We start from the raw sequence: 18613 nt of genomic DNA on the forward strand, positions 1-18613 counted from the left end.
TTTAAACGATTTCGTTACAAAACAAAGGCCAGCCTCGCTGGCCTTTCGCATTTTTTAATATTGACGCACGTCACAAAGTTCCCGAAAAATTACATTTGGTTACACATACTTTCCTTTTGCAACCTCATTGCGACATTGGTATCATTTTCGTCCTAGATTAACCCGCCTGTGAATGGAACACTGCGTTCAGACACAGGACGACACCAATCTATCAACAATAGTTCCCAAGGAATTATTGGCGGCAGTGGCAAAGGTGTCCGAATAACACCAATGAGGGTAATAATGATGAAGCGCAACATTCTTGCAGTGGTTATCCCGGCTCTGTTGGCTGCTGGTGCAGCAAACGCAGCTGAAATCTACAACAAAGACGGCAACAAGCTGGATCTGTACGGCAAAGTTGACGGTCTGCACTACTTCTCCGACGACAAAGGTAACGACGGCGATCAGACCTATGTTCGTTTCGGCTTCAAAGGTGAAACTCAGATTACTGACCAACTGACCGGTTACGGCCAGTGGGAATACAACGTCCAGGCTAACCACTCCGAATCTCAGGGCACCGAAGGCACCAAAACCCGTCTGGGCTTCGCGGGTCTGAAATTCGCTGACTACGGCTCCTTCGACTACGGCCGTAACTACGGCGTACTGTACGACGTGGAAGGCTGGACCGATATGCTGCCAGAGTTCGGTGGCGATACTTACACCTACACCGACAACTTCATGACCGGCCGTACCAACGGCGTTGCGACCTATCGTAACAACAACTTCTTCGGTCTGGTTGACGGTCTGAACTTCGCCGTTCAGTACCAGGGCAAAAACCAGAACGACGGCCGTAACGTCAAGAAACAAAACGGCGACGGCTGGGGCATCTCCTCTACTTATGACATCGGCGAAGGCGTAAGCTTCGGCGCTGCATACGCGTCTTCTAACCGTACCGACGACCAGAAACTGCGTTCCAACGAGCGTGGCGACAAGGCTGACGCATGGACCGTAGGTGCGAAATACGACGCCAACAACGTTTACCTGGCGGCGATGTACGCAGAAACCCGTAACATGACTCCGTTCGGCGGCGGTAACTTCGGTGCAGGCTGTGCAGCTACCGATGACAAGTGCGGCGGCTTCGCGAGCAAAACTCAGAACTTCGAAGTGACTGCTCAGTACCAGTTCGACTTCGGTCTGCGTCCAGAAGTGTCTTACCTGCAATCTAAAGGTAAAAACCTGAACGTTCCTGGCGTGGGTTCTGACCAGGATCTGGTTAAATATGTTTCTGTTGGTACCACTTACTACTTCAACAAGAACATGTCCACCTACGTTGATTACAAAATCAACCTGCTGGATGACAACGAGTTCACCAAAGCAACCGGCACCGCTACCGACGATATCGTAGCTGTTGGTCTGGTATACCAGTTCTAAGTTGTCTCGCTTAACGGCGGTTCACCGTCGGCTAAGTTAAAAAAACAGGGCTTCGGCCCTGTTTTTATTTGTGTCTTCCGGTAACGTTTTATCCTGCAGATTTCCCCTTCCCCCTCATTTTTTCTGTCGAATCCTTCCCGTTCACAAGATCGCGGTGTTTTTATCGCAAACGGTTGGCAAAGCCGATAACTGGCGCTACCCTGATGCTTCTGTCTGCTTAACTCCGAGATTTGGAAGCACCTGACATGTTTGAAAAAATCACCGCCGCACCCGCCGACCCGATCCTGGGCCTGACCGACATTTTCCGCGCCGACGCCCGCCCGAATAAAATCAATTTAGGCATTGGCGTTTATAAAGACGAAACCGGCAAAACCCCGGTGCTGACCAGCGTAAAAAAAGCTGAACAGTATCTGCTGGAAAACGAGACCACCAAAAACTATCTCGGCATTGAAGGCATCCCGGCGTTTGCCAGCTGCACGCAAGAGCTGCTGTTCGGTAAAGAGAGCCCGATCGTCACCAATCGTCGCGCGCGCACCGCGCAGACGCCAGGCGGCACCGGCGGCCTGCGCGTGGCGGCAGACTTTATCGCCAACCAGACCAGCGCCAAGCGCATCTGGATCAGCAACCCAAGCTGGCCGAACCACAAGAACGTCTTTAGCGCCGTTGGCCTGGAAGTGCTGGAGTACGCCTACTACGACGCTGCCAACCACGCGCTGGATTTTGACGGCCTGCTGAACAGCCTGAAACAGGCTCAGGCCGGGGATGTCGTGTTGTTCCACGGCTGCTGCCATAACCCGACCGGTATCGATCCAACGGCGGAACAGTGGGCACAACTGGCTGAGCTTTCCGTCGCCAATGGCTGGCTGCCGCTGTTCGACTTCGCCTACCAGGGCTTCGCCAACGGTCTGGAAGAGGATGCGCAGGGTCTGCGTATTTTCGCCGCCAAACATCAAGAGCTGATCGTCGCCAGCTCCTACTCGAAAAACTTCGGCCTGTACAATGAGCGCGTCGGCGCTTGCACCATTGTAGCTGCCGATGCCGAAACCGCCGATCGCGCCTTCAGCCAAGTGAAGGCGGCCATTCGCGCCAACTACTCCAACCCGCCGTCACACGGCGCGGCCGTTGTCGCCACCATTCTGGGCAACGACGCCCTGCGCGCGATGTGGGAGCAGGAGCTGACCGACATGCGCCAGCGCATTCACCGAATGCGTCAGCTGTTCGTGAACACCCTGCAGGAGAAAGGCGCACAACAGGACTTCAGCTTCATCATCCAGCAGAATGGCATGTTCTCATTCAGCGGCCTGACCAAAGAACAGGTGCTGCGTCTGCGTGAAGAGTTCGGCGTATACGCCGTGAACTCGGGCCGGGTGAACGTGGCCGGCATGACCCCGGACAACATGGCGCCGCTGTGTGAAGCCATCGTCGCCGTGCTCTAAAAGCATCGACGCAGGTCATAAATCATAAAAAAGGGCGCTCTATGCGCCCTTGATTATTTCGGCCGGGAAATAATCGTTACCACACCGCCGGCTCTTCGCGCAGGAACGGGTTGGTCTGGCGCTCGTGGCCAAAGGTCGACATCGGGCCGTGGCCGGGAATAAAGCGCATATCGTCGCCCAATGGCAGCAGCTTGGTGCGAATCGAGGCGATCAACGCCTGATGATCACCGCGCGGGAAGTCGCTGCGCCCCACGCCGCCGTTAAACAGCACGTCGCCCACCAGCGCCAAACGCGCCTGCTCATTGATAAAGACAATGTGGCCTGGCGTGTGCCCGGGGCAGTGCAGCACCTTGAGCGTCATTTCGCCCACCTGCATCTCATCGCCTTCCGACAGCCAACGAGTCGGGGTCAGCGGCGCACACTCCTCCAGCCCGAACATCCGGCTCTGCGCCGGCAAACCATCCAGCCAAAAAGCGTCCTCTTTATCCGGGCCGTAAATCGGCACCTGATAATGGTCCGCCAGCTCCGCCGCCGCGCCGACGTGATCCAAATGGCCGTGCGTCAGCAAAATCTGCGTGATTGTCACACCCTGCTTCGCCACTTCCGCTTTGATTTTTTCCGCTTCGCCGCCGGGATCAACCAACGCCGCCTGCTGCGTGTTTTCACACCAGATCAGGCTGCAGTTCTGGCTAAAGGCGGTAACGGGAATAAGATGGTATTTCATAAGGCTCCAACGACAATAACGCCGCCTCTGCAAGGAGCAGCGTTATTCACTGAGGGCACCGCGATTACCAGCTCCGAACCGGGCCGGTATCGATGTGCACGAAGTTGCTACGTGGGTAATATCCTACACCACCGGCGCGCATTTTTAACGCCGCTTTACGGATATTACTCAATTGGATACCTTCAATGTGGAAATCCATCGCCTGGCCCTTGGTATGGTAGCTGTGCTTGGCCACGCCGCGGCTGTGCGCGCGCAATTCGTTGTTGGTATCTACGGAGCGGTAACCGGAGATCAGCTGCACCGGCTTGCTGGTGCCCAGCAGCCCCTGCAGGCGATAGAGGTGATCAAACAAGCTGGGATCGATCGATTTAACCTTGTTGGCGCGATAATCGCGGAACAGATGATTTAGCCGAACCAACTCTTCTTTATTGTAGCCTTTGCCGTCAAAGAACTCGGCTTTAATAGATTCACCGGTATTCAGGTTATTCAGCACTAAAATACGCGGTCGAGCGGTGGAAAGACTGGCAAATGCCTGCCCTGGAAGCAGCGCTATGCCCATAGCGGCGCCACCTAGCGCCAGCCATTTACGGCGATGATGATCAATTTTGTCCATGACTCTGTTAAACCCGGCAAGAATGTCAAAATAAATGCACAAAGCAGCGCACTGTCCGAACCATAACCGCCTGCGTAAGCTGAGTCAACCCGCGATACGCCTAGGTTTACAGGCCCCCGCCTACGAGGGCCTGCGGTATAGCCAAACATTCTGACCGTTATTTATTTATAATTACTGCATTTACTGCATTAATTTTTTGGCCTGAGCCAAAATTTGTGCGCCCGATCTCACCGTATTATCATAATTGTAAATATCTGTACGGAATTGCGGTTGGCCATCATCCGAAACCCAGGCGGTCAGATAATACAGTTTTACGGGAATACGCTGGCGAATATTCACATAAGTGGTATTGCCTTCTTTCAGCGTGGAGGAAACGCGGCTATTGTTCCAGCCGGCATCCTGCAGCAGCATATTCGCCAAATCGGAAGCCTTGTTCACCCGCACACAGCCGGAGCTGAGCGCGCGGATGTCTTTCTGGAACAGGCTGTGGTTCGGGGTATCGTGCAGGTAGATGGCATCCGAGCTCGGCATATTGAACTTGAAACGCCCCAACGAGTTGGTGGCCCCCGGCGCCTGACGGACGCGATACGGGAAATTGCGCGCGGAAACCATGCTCCAGTCGATCATCGCCGGGTTGATCACTTCCGCATCGTTGCTCCAGCCTGACAGCACGGTATAGCCGTGTTTCTGGAAATAGTTACCGTCGCGCATCGCCTTCGGCACAATATCCTCACGCACCAGAGTGGTCGGCACGTTCCAAGGCGGGTTGACCACCACGTTGTTCAATGCGCTGCTCATCAGCGGCGTCTTACGGCTCGGCCGCCCGACGATAACGCGGGAGGACAACACTTCGTTGCCGTTCTGATAGTAGGTCAGCGAGTAGTTGGGAATGTTCACCATAATGCCGGTGCCGACATGCCCCGGCAAAATGCGCAGGCGCTGGATATTCAGCGCCAACAGCGCGGCGCGGGTTTTCGGTGACACGTTGAGCCACTCGCGGGTGCGCACGCCGATCACGCCGTCCGCCGTCAACCCCTGCCATTTCTGGAAACGCTTGACGCCCTCCACCAGCTCGTTGGTATAGAGGTTGTCGCTCACCACGCTGCCGATCTGCGGCGGCGTCTGTTCCGCGGTCAAGTCCGTCACCGGCGCCGCCGATGGGCTCACCGTCACGCGGCTTTTCTCTTCATCTACCGTCAGCCCGCCGTCGTCGGGTTCATTGCTCTTCGCCGAAACCACCGCCGGTTCCGGCTCCGCTTCCGGCGCCGAGGCGGCCAGCATGCCGGTGCGCGTCAGGATCTCACGCAGCGCCGGGATATCGTTGCTCATTTGGCCAGGGCGCAGGCTCGGGCCACTGCCCACCTGCGGCCAGGGGCGGTTGTCCGCCAGCATGTCACGCAGCGCCTGATGCATCTTGGCATATTGCGGATGCTGCGGCGCGAGCGAATTTACGTAGCTCAGGGTTCGCGCCTGGCGCACCGCCAGCTGCCATTGATTGATCACCGCGGTGGGCGGCAAACCAAGCTTGTAGGGAATATTGCTGTACAGCCAGTTGTTGCCGTTGGCGCCGATGGCGGATACAAACTGCAAATAACCCAGCATCGCATCGGACAGCACCGCATCGCGGCCCGCTTCACTGAGCGCCGGATCGGTCAACATCTTCACCCACTGGGTGAACTGCGGCTGCACGCCGGACATCGCCAGTTCGGCCAGCTGCTGTTGAAACTGCTGAACGGCCTCGCGATCCTGCCACATCGGCTGCATATGATTCGCCGCATACAGCGGCGCCAGCGTGGAAAGGTAGTACAGATCCATACCGCGCGGCAACGCGGCCAGCAGTTCAGAACGACTCTGCGCAACGGACATGCCTGCTGTTGCCACCGGTAACGCCGTTACGGTGGCCAAGGCGGAAAACGACGACACAAGACTACAGGCGATAGCGCCACTCAGCGCCAAACGTCGTAGAGAGTTTCCCTTTTTAAGCAACATCCCTTGCCCCCTGTATGCTCACAAAAAAAACGTCAAAAATTGCATATAGTTTCAGTATACAAACAGAAAGGCCGTTTCGCCCTACGGGCGTCGAATAACTGTTTATCTGATTAAACTAACCGCTTTTCAACGGATAAAAAAGCAGGACTATCATCCACGCGCACAAAAAAATAGCCACCCTGCGGCGGCTATTTTCGGATTTTTAGGGCGTTTTTCTGCGTTATGGCGTTTCAACCGGCGCAGTGCCCAGCGCCGGCGGCTCGCCGGCGAAACCGCGCAGCCCCACCACGTGCACATGCTCGTGGTTCTGGAACACCTTACGCACCAGTTTATAGGTGGTGCCCTTCTCCGGACTGATGTTTTCCGGCGCCGCGATGATCAGCTGCATCTCCAGACGATCGCACAGTTCGAACAGCGTGGCGATCGACTTGGCATCCAGACGCGCCGCTTCATCGAGGAACAGCAGGCGACACGGCGAGATATCTTTACCGCGCAGGCGGCGGGATTCTTCTTCCCAGCTCTGCACCACCATCACCAGGATTGACATCCCGGTACCGATGGCTTCACCGGTAGACAACGCGCCACTTTCCGCACGCAGCCAGCCGTCGGAACCACGGTACACCTCAACTTCCATTTCCAGGTAGTTGCGGTAGTCCAGCAACTCCTCGCCGATGGTCTGCGGCGTGCGCTGCCCCATGTCGATCTGCGGATTCAGGCGCTGATACAGCTTGGCCAGCGCTTCGGAGAAGGTCAGGCGGTTGCTGTTGAACAGATCCTGATGCTGTTCCTGCTGCTCGGAGAGCACATCCAGCAGAGTGGCATGCGCTTCGCGCACATTGACGTTCAGACGGACGCTCTTCACCTGGCCGAAGGCAACGGCCTGCAGACCCTGGTTCAGCATGCGAATGCGGTTCTGTTCGCGCTGAATGGTTTTGCGAATGATGTTGGCCACGCTTTTCGAACTGATCGCCAGCTTCTGCTCGCGCGCGGTCAGCTCTTCGGTCAGACGGCCCAGCTCGATTTCCATCTGCTCGATGGCCTCGACCGGATCGTCGGTGCGGATGATGTCCTGACGGATACGCTCGCGCAGGTGTTGGTACACCGCGATATAGAATTGAATCTTACGCTCCGGCCGCTTCGGATCTTCCGACAGGCGCAGCACGTCGCGCAGGTGTTCGTTATCCGCCACCGCCAGACGCAGCGCGCCGAGCGCCTTATCCGACATCGAGCGCAGCTCGTCGCCATCCATATACGCCAGCTCGCGGCGGTGCAGGCGGCGTTCCACGCCGTTGTCTTTCACCAGGCGCATCACCGCGCACCACCCCGCCTTGGCGGTCACCACCTGCTCGCGCAGCTGATGATAGTCGCGTTCCAGCTTCCGCAGTTTCTTCTGCAGGCCGTCCATTTCGGCTTCGCAGAAGGTCAGCTGTTTCTCCAACTGATTGCGGCGAGCGCGGTTGTTGCTCAGCGCCGCATGCAGCTCGTCGCGACGCGCGCGCGCGCGCGCTTCCGCGTTGGCGTCGGCCTGCACGCCGATATCCACCAGCTCCTGGCTCAGCTCTTTCAGCATGTCGCGCTTGGCGTCATACGAGCTTTTCAGCGAGGCCAGCACCTGGCTGTATTGGGTGAACTGGGTTTGATACTGACGCAGCTGCTCACGGGCGCGGGCGCGTTCGGCTTCCGCCTGCTCCAGACGCTGACGCAGCTTGTCGTTGAGATCGTTGTTGGCATTCTGCATGCCGGCGGAGTCGGTATAGCTGAAGTGCGCGCGACGCTGCACCACTTCTGTCAACGCGAACGCCTGCTGTTTAGCCTGACGCTGCACGCTTTGCGCCTGCGCATAGTCCTGCTGCAGCTGTTCATGCTGCTGCGGATCGCTCTGCAGCACCGACAGCAGCGGCTCCAGTTTGGTTAGTGACACCCCGTGCTGTTGAATGTGGCGCGCGGCGTCCTGCGCTTCTTCCAGCTCTTCGCGGATCTCGTCGACGCGATCCTGGAGCGTTTCATCGTTCAGCAACGACACCAGCGGCATCAGGCGGTTGAGCGCGGAAATGCCCTCTTTGGCCTGGTCGTACTGCTGACGCTGCTGCTGATTCTGCGCTTCGTGATTGTTCAGCGCACGCTCGATCTCGCCACGACGGGCGTTCAGGCCGCGGATCTCCGCTTCCGGATCGGCGTCGAACGCCACCGCCAGATGGGTGCCGATAAAGCGGCTGAAAGCCTGGTGCGAGCGCTGAGTTTTCTGCACGTCGAACGACAGCGTGGCGTAACGCTCCGCCAGCGTTTCACGCTCGGCATGCAGCACCTCCAGCCGGTTTTCGCGCGCCGCACGGCCGAACAACGGCACTTCCGGGTAGCGGGAATAACGCCACTGGCGATCGGCGATCTTCACCACCACCGCTTTGTCCTGTTCTTCGACGGCAAATACGCTGTCATCGAACGACTGCGGATCCCCTTCGATCAGGTAAAGATCTTCCGGGCAATCTTCCAGCCCTTCCAGCATCTCGCGCACCAGCGACAGATCCGGCACCACGATGGCGTGGCGCGAAGGGCCATACAGCGCCGAGAAGTAAGGTGCGTCATCAATGGTGACGTCATCGTAAATTTCCGACAGCAGCACGCCGCCGAAACGTTCGGCCAAGGTGACCAGGCGTTGATCTTCCGCGCCGCCCGGCTGGCTGAGGCGCTCGATCTGCGCTTCCACTTCGCGCTTGCGGGCCGCCACTTCGTCGCGCTCGACGGTAGTTTCACGCTCGCGCTCCAGCAGTTGCTGCATGTATTCGGTCACCTGCTGGCTGTTTTCCAGCGGCTCCCCGCTCTGATCGCTAAGCTGGCTCAGGGCATCCTGCGCCGCCAGCCACACCGGGGCGCGCGCCGTCAGCTCACGGATGCGCTGCTGGATCTGTTCCAGCTCCTGGCGCATCTCCATGCGGCGTTCGCCGGCTTCGCTGACGTTCTGCGACAGCGCTTCCAGGCGCTCTTCCAGCTCCTGCTGCAGCATGTCGAGATCGTCCGGCTGGTACTCTTGGCCATGGCGTTTGCAAAACTCTTGCAGCAGGCGCTCGGCGTCCTGCTGCGAGCGCAAGCGCTGCTCCAGTTCGCTCAGGCGCAGGCGCAGCGGCTGAACGCGCTCGGCTAAGTGCTGCTGCGAAGGCCAGTCGCGCAGCAATTCGCGCGCGCACTGCCAGGCTTCGCTGCGGCTGACCTGACCGGCGATTTTACCCACCAGCTGATAGGCCTGTTCGAACTGGCCGTGCGCGGCGTCGGCCACGCTCAGCTTCTGTTCCAGCATCAGCAGCGCTTCGGTCGCCTCCTGCTCGCGGGCCTGGAAGGTATCCAACCACTGTTCGGCATTATCGGCAGTCAGGTCCGGCAGTTGGCACAGCGCGCGCGCGCGCTCCAGTGCCTGCAGCGCCTGCTGGTACTGAATGGCGCGGGTCTGCTGCACATCGAGCGCCTGCTGGTAGTCGGCCAACTGGCTCTTCAGCTCATCCACTTCCAGCTCGGCCGCTTCGGCGCGCGCTTCGTTTTCGGCCTGTTGCTCGCTCGCCTCGGCCACCACTTCGTTCTGCTCTTCCAGACGGTAGGTCAGCTCTTCCAGATCGGCTTCATAGCGTTCGATCTTCTCCTGCTGACGCATGGCCGTCTGCACCAGATTCAAGTGGTCGCTGGCGGCCTGGTAATCGGTTTCCAGATCGGATTCAGCGCCGCTCTGTTCGCTCAGCTCGCGCGCCATTTCCACATGGCGATACTGTTCGGCGGCCAGCTGCTTGCGGCTGCCCAACAGATCGCTGCGCAGCGCCAGCGCGCCGTCCAGATGGATTCGGCGTTCGTTGGCATGACGCATATAGTCCGCCGCCACATAGGAGGTGGCCTCGGAGATCAGATGCTTGAACAGGTCGCGATCCGACTGGGTGACGCGGATCGCTTCCAGCGTCATGCGGTTTTCGCGCAGCGCCGCTTCCATGTCCTGGAACGCCTTGCGCACGCCGCTGTTTTCCGGCAGCAGGTAATCGCGCAGCGAGCGGGTGATGGCGCTGGAGATACCGCCGTACAGCGACGCCTCAATCAGACGGTAGAACTTGCTGCGATCGGCGGACGAACGCAGACGTTTCGGGATCACGCCCAGATCGAACATCAGCGAGTGGTAATCGGTGATGGAGTTGAACTGCTTGAACTGCACGCCCTCCATCTCTTCCACGCGCTCTTTCAACTCTTGCAGCGACAGCACGCGCGCCTGGCGCTCACCCACGGTCTGGGTCAGCAATTCAGTCGGCTGTACCGCGGTCGGCAACCCCTGAATGGTGAACGGTTTGATATCGACCTTGCGATCGCGCCCCGCCACCTGCTGCAGACGCACGCCAACCACCACACGCTGGTGGCGTGAGTTGACGACGTCAAGGGTGGAGTAACACACGCCGGCGCGCAGCTTGCCGTGCAGGCCTTTGTCGCGTGAGCCGCTGGTGGCGCCCGCTTCGGTGGTGTTACGGAAGTGCAGCAGCGTCAGGTCGGGGATCAGTGCGGTGACGAAGGCCGCCATGGTGGTGGATTTCCCCGCCCCGTTACCGCCGGACAGCGTGGTCACCAGCTCATCCAGATCAAAGGTACGGGCGAAGAAGCCGTTCCAGTTAACCAGCGTCAACGAGCGAAATTTACCGCGTTCAATCATTCCTGTTCATCCTCTGCACCGTCAGGAGCGTTATCAACCTGCTGATCCTCAGCGTCATTCTCATCGTTCAGCGACAGGCTGGTTTCAACCGGCATCGCCTCGCCGTCGCGAATCATGCGCAGCTGCGCTTCACGCGGATCGTCGCCGCTGCGCACGTCGGCGCCGAAGCGGAACACCGCCTCGGTAATGCGGAACTTGCTGCTGTCATTGCCCATGAAATAGACCATGCCGAGGCGGCGCAGGCGGTTCAGGGAAGTGCGCACCTTTTCGTGCAGCTTCTGCCGATCGAGATCCGAACCGGTGGAGCGCTGGTTGACGAACTTCAGCAGCTTGTTCTCATCGGCCAGGCTCAGCAGCTCGTCGTACAGCTCCTGATGACTGAAAATGCCTTCGTGCGCCAGGCGCTCGGGGCTGAGATACAGGTAGCACAAGATCTTACCCACCATCATATCCAGCTCGGACAGCACCGAACGCGGGATCAGCGTGGTGGAGCGCGGGCGCAAATAGAAGAAGCCTTCCGGCGCCCGAATCAGCTCGACGCTGTAACGGTTGTAAAATTCTTCCAGCTCATCCTGGAAATCCATTAAAAAGGCGTGGTTGTCCAGCTCATCGATACCGATGTGACGACCCGCGCGCAGTTGGCTGTCCAACGCCGGAAACAGCGAGTTGGACAGCGCCTTGGCCAGCTTGACTGGCATTACTTGTTCAATATTTGTCGATGACATGGGCCTGGACCTTGGCTCCGTAATCATTGATTGCCTGCCATTCCGCCGGCAACCCTGAGAAATCTGCTTCAGCCACACCGAGGCGCACAGCCTGGTCGACCACTAAACGTGCCACGTCGAAATGACGCGCACGCGGATATTGCGCCAGGTAATCGCGCATCACCGCCGCAAGGTTGAGCGGCATCTGCTGTTCCTGGTACACCTTCAGCGCCTCTTCGATCATCGCCGCCAGCTGTTCGCGAATCTCGCTGAACTCTTCGAATTCCAGATCCGGCGGCAGTTCCCCGGTCACTTCCTCGCTGCGCAGCGCCAGTTCTTCGTCGCGCATGTCCAGCAGACGATCGGCATTGGCATGGGTCAGCGCCCACGGGTGGTCGAAATAGGTTTGCACCGACTGACGCAGGCGCTGGGCGAACACGCGGTTTTTGTCCATATCGATAGCGGTACGGATAAATTTATGCACGTGGCGATCGTAGCCGATCCACAGGTCGATCGCCTGCTGCCCCCAGCTGATGATGCGATCCAGCTTGCTTTGCAGATCGAACACCAGCTTGTCGACGAAACCCAGCTCCACGTTGCCGAGGGTTGCGTCCTGGATGCGCAGCAGGTTGGCCTGCAGCTTATCGCCCGCCGCATCCAGCGTATCCTGCAGCTCGCGCAGGGTGCCCGAGGTTTCCGACAACAGCATCTCGCAGCTGGAGATCGCCGCCCGCCAATCCTTGCTCAGCAGCGCCGCGATGTCGTTCTTCACGCTCTGCTGCTGCTCATCCATCACGCGTTGGGTCATGTCGATGCTGTCGAAGATTTCCGCCACCGAATATTTCAACGGCGCGAACACGTTGCGGTGCCAATGGAAATCGTCGCCGCCCTCGTCAGCGGCATCGGCGGCGCGTTTGAGTTCCTGCGCCACGATCGACAGCTGCATCGACAAACGCAGCGTGGAGAATTCGCGTTGGCGAATATAGTAATCGGTAATGCCGATACCCAGCGGCGTCAGGCGGTAAATCGCGTTGCCGTCCGCCAGCTCGCTGGTAAAACGGTTCAACAGGCGCTGGCGCACCATGTCGTTAATCGCATTGTTGGCGCGCATCGCCACCGTTTCATGCGTCTGTTCAAAACCCTTGCTGACATGGCGAAATGCATCAACCAGCTCACCTTCGCTCATCTCGCCATCCAGTCGTTCGCCGTTCAGGGTGGCGATGGCGAGCAGAAATGCGAGACGCTCCGTAGGGAGCGAAATAGAGAAATCATTTTTCCGTGCCCAGGCGACCAGTTCGGGTACTGTCTGGGAAAATTCACTCATAGTTCGTCCTTCAGGTTTGGTTTATGCGCCATGACGTGAATATAGCGCCCCAAACTCACGTACGGCTCCTGCCGGCAATAGTGCTGTTCAAGCGCCAGTAACTCTTCAAATTTTTGTGTTTGCAGCTGTCTGCTCTGCAGATAGTCGTGGAACACCCGCACGCCGGTTTTGCCGCCGATGCGCATGCCCAGCTGTTCCAACCAACCGTAGACCAATAGCGGATCGTGCGGATATTGCGGCGACAGCGAACGCTTGCGGCGCCGTCTGACCTCGGGATCCACCAGTTGGAAATTACCCAACACCACGTTGCGCATCAAGAGGCCGTTGGCGTTGAAGAACATCAGCGACAGCGCGCCGCCCGGCGTCAGGCAGTCATACAACGCCTGCAGCGCCGCTTCGGGCTCGGCGATCCATTCAAGCACTGCATGAAACAATATCAGATCAACCGGCTGTTCCAAATGTTGAGCGATATCCTGCGCAGAACTTTGTACAAATTGCATGTTCTGGCTCACACCTTTCTGCTCCGCCAGCTGCGCGGCGCGCTGGATCATCTCACCAGAAAGATCGCACAACAACACCTGATGTCCTAATTCTGCCAGTTGGCAGGCCATATGGCCTTCACCGCCCCCAGCGTCGAGAATGCGCAGCGGCCGCTGCGGCAACTGCGCCAGCAGCCCGGTCAGATCCTGCCAAACCACCGCCTGGCGGATTTTTCCTTTCGTGGTGCCGTAAATATTACGCGCAAATTTTTCAGCAATATCGTCAAAATTGCGATCCTGCATGGACAACGGCTCCGCTGATCTCAGTCTTGTCGGCGGCAAAGCGCACGCCCATTCAAACCTGCTATTTTGGCACAGACTGGCTTAGAATGTATCTTCTTGCGGCCTGTTTATACCTGGATGCCGATTTTTCACCCAAAAGGATCTGATTTTCGATGCTGTTCAACCTGAAAAAGTTCTTTGGCGCCCTGCTGATGCCACTGCCGCTGTTGATGCTGCTGATGGGGCTGGCGCTACTGCTGCTGTGGTTCACCCGCTGGCAAAAAAGCGGTAAGACGATTTTCACGCTGAGCTGGCTGTTTTTACTGCTTTTCAGCCTGCAACCGGTGGCCGACCGGCTGCTGCGGCCGATCGAAGCCGAATACCAGACTTATCGCGGTAACGATCCGGTCAGCTACATCGTCGTGTTGGGCGGGGGCTATACCTACAATCCCGATTGGGCGCCCAGTTCAAACCTGCTCGGCAACAGTCTGCCGCGCGTCACGGAAGGCGTGCGGCTCTACCTTGCACATCCCGGCGCCAGGATGGTGTTCACCGGCGCGTCCGCCGGCCCCATGCAAAGCAACGCTGCCACTGCGGCGCTGGTGGCCGAAAGCCTGGGCGTGTCGCGCAGTGATATGGTGATCTTGGGGGAACCGCGCGATACCGAGCAAGAGGCCGCTCAGGTCGCCAAGTTGGTCGGCGAGCAACCGTTCATTCTGGTGACCTCCGCCAACCATCTGCCGCGCGCCATGCGTTTCTTCAAGGCTAAGGGGCTGCACCCGATCCCGGCGCCGGCCAATCAGTTGGCTATCGACTCGCCGCTGAATATCTGGGATCGCGCCACACCGTCGTCAATGTTCCTCGGCCATACCGAGCGCGCCTGGTATGAAACGCTGGGTAGCCTGTGGCAATGGCTGAAGGGCGCAGATAGCGCCGGCGCAGAGTAAAGCCCGTTCAACCGGCCAGCCAGGGCAGCAGCTGTTGCGACGCATAGTCGAACGGCCGCCGCTCCAGCTTGCCGGTATGGATCAAACGCCCTACCGCTTCCCATACCGCATATAGCCAGCGCCGCGCCAGGAAAGCGTCGGCGACCGGCGCCCGCTGCAGATAGTTGAACAACAGCTGGCTGGGCATGCCCGCCTCGCAGAGGCGGAAAAGATCGTATTCGCGCGGCGCCCACAGCACTACGCCGGGGTTGAGCATCGCCAGCAGTTGATCGCTTTTGGGATCTTTCAGCATGCTGCGCAGCGATAAGTTACCGTGCACCAGAACACAGGGATCATCGAAGCCGACGAAGAAATGGGTCAGCGTTTCGCGCGTGCGGTACAGCAAACGCCGATCCGCCATGGTCAACTGCGGGGTGGTGAGATTGACCACCGTCGCCCACAACACTTCGACCCGCTGTTGATACCAGCAAAACCAGTCATTCTCCTGCGTGCTGTCAACGCTGCCGACGCTGCCGTGGCTGTCGATGCGGTGCCAGGCCAATATCCCGTCAACGATCTGCTCCATCAGCATATTCCAGCGATCCGGCGAGCGCGTCGGCGCCTCAGCCGACACGCCGCGCAGGCGCTCGATCAGCAGGATTTCGGTATACGGCGCCTGGTGGGTGCACACCACGCCATACACCGTAGGCAGGCGAATATCCCCGTCGCGCGCCAGCATCGACAGCTTGTACGCCTCCTGCTGGGCGATGCCCCGACAGATAAAGCTTTTCGCCATCAACGGGATCGCGTTGCCCTGCCGATCGTACAGCGAATACATATGCGCATAAGGCTGTTCGCTCACCCGCTCCAGCCGGCTGATGGACTCACCCAGCACAATGCTCAGTTCGGCGCGTAACTGCTCCATAAGGCATTCACCTCAGGCTAATTAGGGGGGATGCGTAACATCATCAAACGGCGAGCGGAAAAATTCTTCAACGCAGATCAACAAAACGGGGATCAATAATGGGGGTGTTGCATCGTCGGCGCGTTGCGCGGCGCGCCGACGAAATCAGGCTCAGGGTTGAATGCTGTCGCGCACGCGCTGGAGGTCTTCCGGCGTATCGACCCCCACGCTCGGGATCGCTTTCGCGACCGCCACGTGGATCTTTTCACCGTACCACAGCACGCGCAGCTGTTCCAACAGCTCGATCTGCTCCAGTTGGCTCGGCGCCCAGCTGACGTAGCGGCGCACGAAACCCGCTCGGTATGCGTATATGCCGATATGACGCAGCAGGCTGTCGCCGATGCTCTCTTTCGACGCGGCGAAACGCTCGCGATCCCACGGAATGGTGGCGCGTGAGAAATAGAGCGCGTAGCCCTGCGCGTCCATCACAACCTTCACCGCGTTGGGGTTGAAAGCCTCTTCGGCGCTCTCGATCGGCACCGCCAGCGTCGCCATGCCGGCCAGGCTGCCCGCCAGGTTCTCCGCCACCTGCCGCACGATCACCGGTGGGATCAGCGGTTCGTCGCCCTGCACGTTAACGATGATCTGATCGTCGGCAAAGCCGTAGTGCGCGATCACTTCCGCCAGACGCTCGGTGCCGGAATGGTGATCCGGGCTGGTCATGCACACTTCGCCGCCGGCGGCTTCCACCGCTTTGGCGACTTCAGGATGATCGGTCGCCACGATGACGCGGCTGGCGCCGGACTCACGGGCACGCTCCATCACGTGCACCACCATCGGCTTGCCGTGAATATCGGCCAGCGGTTTGCCCGGCAAACGGGTTGAGGCGTAGCGGGCGGGAATAATAGCGATAAAACTCATGCGTGCTTCTCATCCAGCGACAGCGCACGCGCTTCATTTTCCAACAGTACCGGAATGCCGTCACGCAGCGGGTAAGCCAACCCGTCCGCTTTGCACACCAGCTCCTGGTTTTCTTTATTGAAATAGAGTTTGCCGTTGCATACCGGGCAGGCAACGATTTCGAGTAAACGGTGGTCCATGCATCCTCCGCTAGGGGATAGGTCATCTGGGAAAGGCAGTGAGGATAGCATAACGCCCGGCCTCAGGTTAATCATCGGCAGCGCCAACCCGCCGATATTTCCTCACTGCGTCGGCGTGACAGCTTGAACTGCGGCGCATCCCGGCGTAGAATTTTGTGATACAAATCACAAAAAGGCAGTGATACGTGATCAAACGTCTGCATAAAATCATCGCTCTGTTCGCTAACTTCAGCCACTGAGCCCCTTTGTAACGAGCGACGCTTCACTTCGTTTTACCCCACCGACGGCGTCGCTCGTTATCCCACTTCCCAGCCGGCACCCCATTCAGCGGCCAACGCCGCCGGAATATCGCCCAGCGCGACCCGTTGCGCACCGTGCCATTTGGCCGTGCGCGCGATGGCCTGCCGGATATCCTGCGTTCGCTGTTTGCCGAAGCGCACCTGCGGCTCCGCATGGAAACTGATGATCTCGAAGATGCCCTGGCGACGGTGCGCCTTGGCGTCAATCCGCCCCACCAGCTCGCCCCGATGCAGCACCGGCAACGTGAAGTAACCGTAGCGGCGTTTTTCTTTCGGCGTGTAACACTCCAGCCGATAGTCAAAGTTGAACAGTTCGAGCGCCCGGCGGCGATCCCACACCACCGGATCAAAAGGCGACAGCAGGCTGGTGACCGTCGATTTCAATTTGCCCTGCTCCGCCAGCGGCAGCAGTTCCGCCAGTGATTCATGCACATAGAACTGCCCTTCCAGCCCCTCTACCTGCACCGGCGAAATTTCCCCCTGCGCCTGCAGCTCTGCCAGCAAGGCTTTTGGCGCCACGCGTTTCAGCCGATAATAATCCGCCAACCATTCGGCGCGAAAAATGCCCAGATAGCGGCAGGTGCGATGCAGCATCTGCCGGCGCGCCCGCTCCGCAGGCAGCGCATGACGCGCATCGTCCCAGGCCGGCAGCAGCCTTTCGGTCAGATCGTAAACCCGGTGGAAGTTGCGACGCTCGGCCACCATCAGCTTGCCGGCGGTAAACAGGATCTCCAGGTGCCGTTTCTCCGGTTTCCAATCCCACCACCCGCTGTTGCCTTTCTTCTCGGCGCTGAAATCGGCGGAACGCACCGGCCCCTGTTGTTCGATGTGCCGCAGCAGGTTGTCCATCGCGGCCTGGTGCTGCTGCACCCAGTCGGCCGAGTATTTCCAGCCCATATCATGCGGCGCCAGCATGCGGTGGCGCAGCAGACCAAAATCTTCGATCGGCAGGAAACAGGCCTCGTGCGCCCAATACTCGAACAGTTTGCGGCCGGCGAGCGCCTGCTCAAGCCACTCCGGCTGATAGGTTCCCAAACGGCTGAACAGCACCAGATACGGGCTGCGAGCGACGACGCTAATGGTATCGATTTGTAACAGCCCCATGCGCTGGATCGCGCTCACGACGTCATCGGGCCGAGCCTGGCGTTTAAGCGGAGAAAGCAGCCCCTGGGCGGCAAGGTGCAACGCGCGAGCGGCGGTAAGGGAAATGGTCGGGGTGGTCATCCTGATATCCGTGGCGAGTAGGCAATGGCCTGATAATAGTGGATATCGCGGGATTTATCTTCGCCAGTGCTTGCGGGTGGCGACACCGGCACTGGCGAGGAAGGAGGATGCGATCAGAACGCGATAACGTCTGCCGCGGACAGCCCATGCGAGCTGCGATAGATCGAGAACTCAACGTTCTGACCTTCGTTCAACGACTTATTTTTGGTGTTGGCGATAGCGTTGCGGTTGACATAGATTTCGTCGCTGCCATCTACCGGTGAAATAAAACCATAGCCTTCGGCCTGATTAAACCATTTCACACGACCCATTTTTAACACAGTATTTTTAAACATAACTTATATCCTTTTACTTGAGCATCCTTGACAACGTCATTTTTTATATTGTCTGGACGCTACCAGCCCATCCTAAAGTTTTTCGTAACAAACCTCTCGTGAGCAAAAAAATAAAAAACCCGCACTAAGGCGGGCTTGTTGAACTTAATATCTTCCGCATGACTCAGCGCTGAAGCGTCACCATGGTTGTATTAA

General features: G+C 58.6%; 15 protein-coding genes. 3 read left to right on the top strand and 12 right to left on the bottom strand.

Features of this window, described 5'->3' with window-relative positions; genetic code table 11:
* Positions 1-282: 282 nt before the first annotated feature.
* On the top strand, positions 283-1410 hold the full coding sequence (gene ompC / locus ACP39K_RS12795; protein WP_015377340.1) for a porin OmpC: 1128 nt from the start codon (positions 283-285) through the stop codon (positions 1408-1410).
* Positions 1411-1655: 245 nt separating this feature from the next.
* Positions 1656-2846 carry an amino acid aminotransferase gene (locus ACP39K_RS12800; protein WP_033640808.1) on the top strand — a complete coding sequence of 397 codons (1191 nt, stop codon included), beginning with the start codon at positions 1656-1658 and terminating at the stop codon, positions 2844-2846.
* 76 nt (positions 2847-2922) lie between these two features.
* On the opposite strand, the gene ACP39K_RS12805 is transcribed toward ACP39K_RS12800, so the two are convergent.
* The 7 genes from ACP39K_RS12805 to cmoM all read right to left on the bottom strand — a co-directional run bounded on the left by ACP39K_RS12805 (position 2923) and on the right by cmoM (position 13651).
* A complete protein-coding gene (locus ACP39K_RS12805) occupies positions 2923-3570 on the bottom strand; it encodes an MBL fold metallo-hydrolase (protein WP_048796528.1) in 648 nt (215 codons plus the stop codon).
* A gap of 64 nt (positions 3571-3634) precedes the next feature.
* Positions 3635-4183: a peptidoglycan L,D-endopeptidase MepK gene (gene mepK, locus ACP39K_RS12810; RefSeq protein WP_004928217.1), complete on the bottom strand. Its 549-nt coding sequence runs from the start codon at positions 4181-4183 to the stop codon at positions 3635-3637.
* 180 nt (positions 4184-4363) lie between these two features.
* Positions 4364-6172 (bottom strand): L,D-transpeptidase, encoded by a 1809-nt coding sequence (gene ldtD / locus ACP39K_RS12815; protein ID WP_497008556.1) that lies wholly within the window; start codon positions 6170-6172, stop codon positions 4364-4366.
* Positions 6173-6392: 220 nt separating this feature from the next.
* Positions 6393-10841: a chromosome partition protein MukB gene (gene mukB / locus ACP39K_RS12820; protein WP_016928310.1), complete on the bottom strand. Its 4449-nt coding sequence runs from the start codon at positions 10839-10841 to the stop codon at positions 6393-6395.
* A complete protein-coding gene (gene mukE / locus ACP39K_RS12825; protein ID WP_004928226.1) occupies positions 10838-11566 on the bottom strand; it encodes a chromosome partition protein MukE in 729 nt (242 codons plus the stop codon). Before mukE ends, mukB begins: the two co-directional genes overlap by 4 nt.
* Positions 11547-12869: a chromosome partition protein MukF gene (gene mukF / locus ACP39K_RS12830; protein ID WP_004928228.1), complete on the bottom strand. Its 1323-nt coding sequence runs from the start codon at positions 12867-12869 to the stop codon at positions 11547-11549. Before mukF ends, mukE begins: the two co-directional genes overlap by 20 nt.
* Complete coding sequence (cmoM, locus tag ACP39K_RS12835; RefSeq protein ID WP_015377334.1) at positions 12866-13651, bottom strand: tRNA uridine 5-oxyacetic acid(34) methyltransferase CmoM; 786 nt, start codon at positions 13649-13651, stop codon at positions 12866-12868. The genes mukF and cmoM overlap by 4 nt, the downstream gene beginning before the upstream one ends.
* Before the next feature lie 152 nt (positions 13652-13803).
* On the opposite strand from cmoM, the gene elyC reads away from it, so the two are divergent.
* Entirely contained in the window at positions 13804-14577 is a 774-nt protein-coding gene (elyC, locus tag ACP39K_RS12840) for an envelope biogenesis factor ElyC (RefSeq protein WP_497008557.1), read from the top strand.
* 7 nt (positions 14578-14584) lie between these two features.
* Here elyC and ACP39K_RS12845 read toward each other — a convergent pair whose 3' ends face one another.
* From ACP39K_RS12845 to ACP39K_RS12865, 5 genes are all read right to left on the bottom strand, one after another.
* Complete coding sequence (locus ACP39K_RS12845; protein ID WP_060444287.1) at positions 14585-15481, bottom strand: YcbJ family phosphotransferase; 897 nt, start codon at positions 15479-15481, stop codon at positions 14585-14587.
* Between the two features lie 150 nt (positions 15482-15631).
* Positions 15632-16381, bottom strand: a complete 750-nt coding sequence (gene kdsB / locus ACP39K_RS12850) for a 3-deoxy-manno-octulosonate cytidylyltransferase (RefSeq protein WP_497008558.1) — start codon at positions 16379-16381, stop codon at positions 15632-15634.
* Positions 16378-16560, bottom strand: a complete 183-nt coding sequence (locus ACP39K_RS12855; RefSeq protein ID WP_004928237.1) for a Trm112 family protein — start codon at positions 16558-16560, stop codon at positions 16378-16380. The genes kdsB and ACP39K_RS12855 overlap by 4 nt, the downstream gene beginning before the upstream one ends.
* Before the next feature lie 296 nt (positions 16561-16856).
* Positions 16857-18083 carry a winged helix-turn-helix domain-containing protein gene (locus ACP39K_RS12860; protein WP_049300510.1) on the bottom strand — a complete coding sequence of 409 codons (1227 nt, stop codon included), beginning with the start codon at positions 18081-18083 and terminating at the stop codon, positions 16857-16859.
* Between the two features lie 113 nt (positions 18084-18196).
* Positions 18197-18418, bottom strand: a complete 222-nt coding sequence (locus tag ACP39K_RS12865; protein WP_004928241.1) for a cold-shock protein — start codon at positions 18416-18418, stop codon at positions 18197-18199.
* Between the last annotated feature and the right edge of the window lie 195 nt (positions 18419-18613).

This window comes from Serratia sp. EC4, from assembly GCF_059652115.1.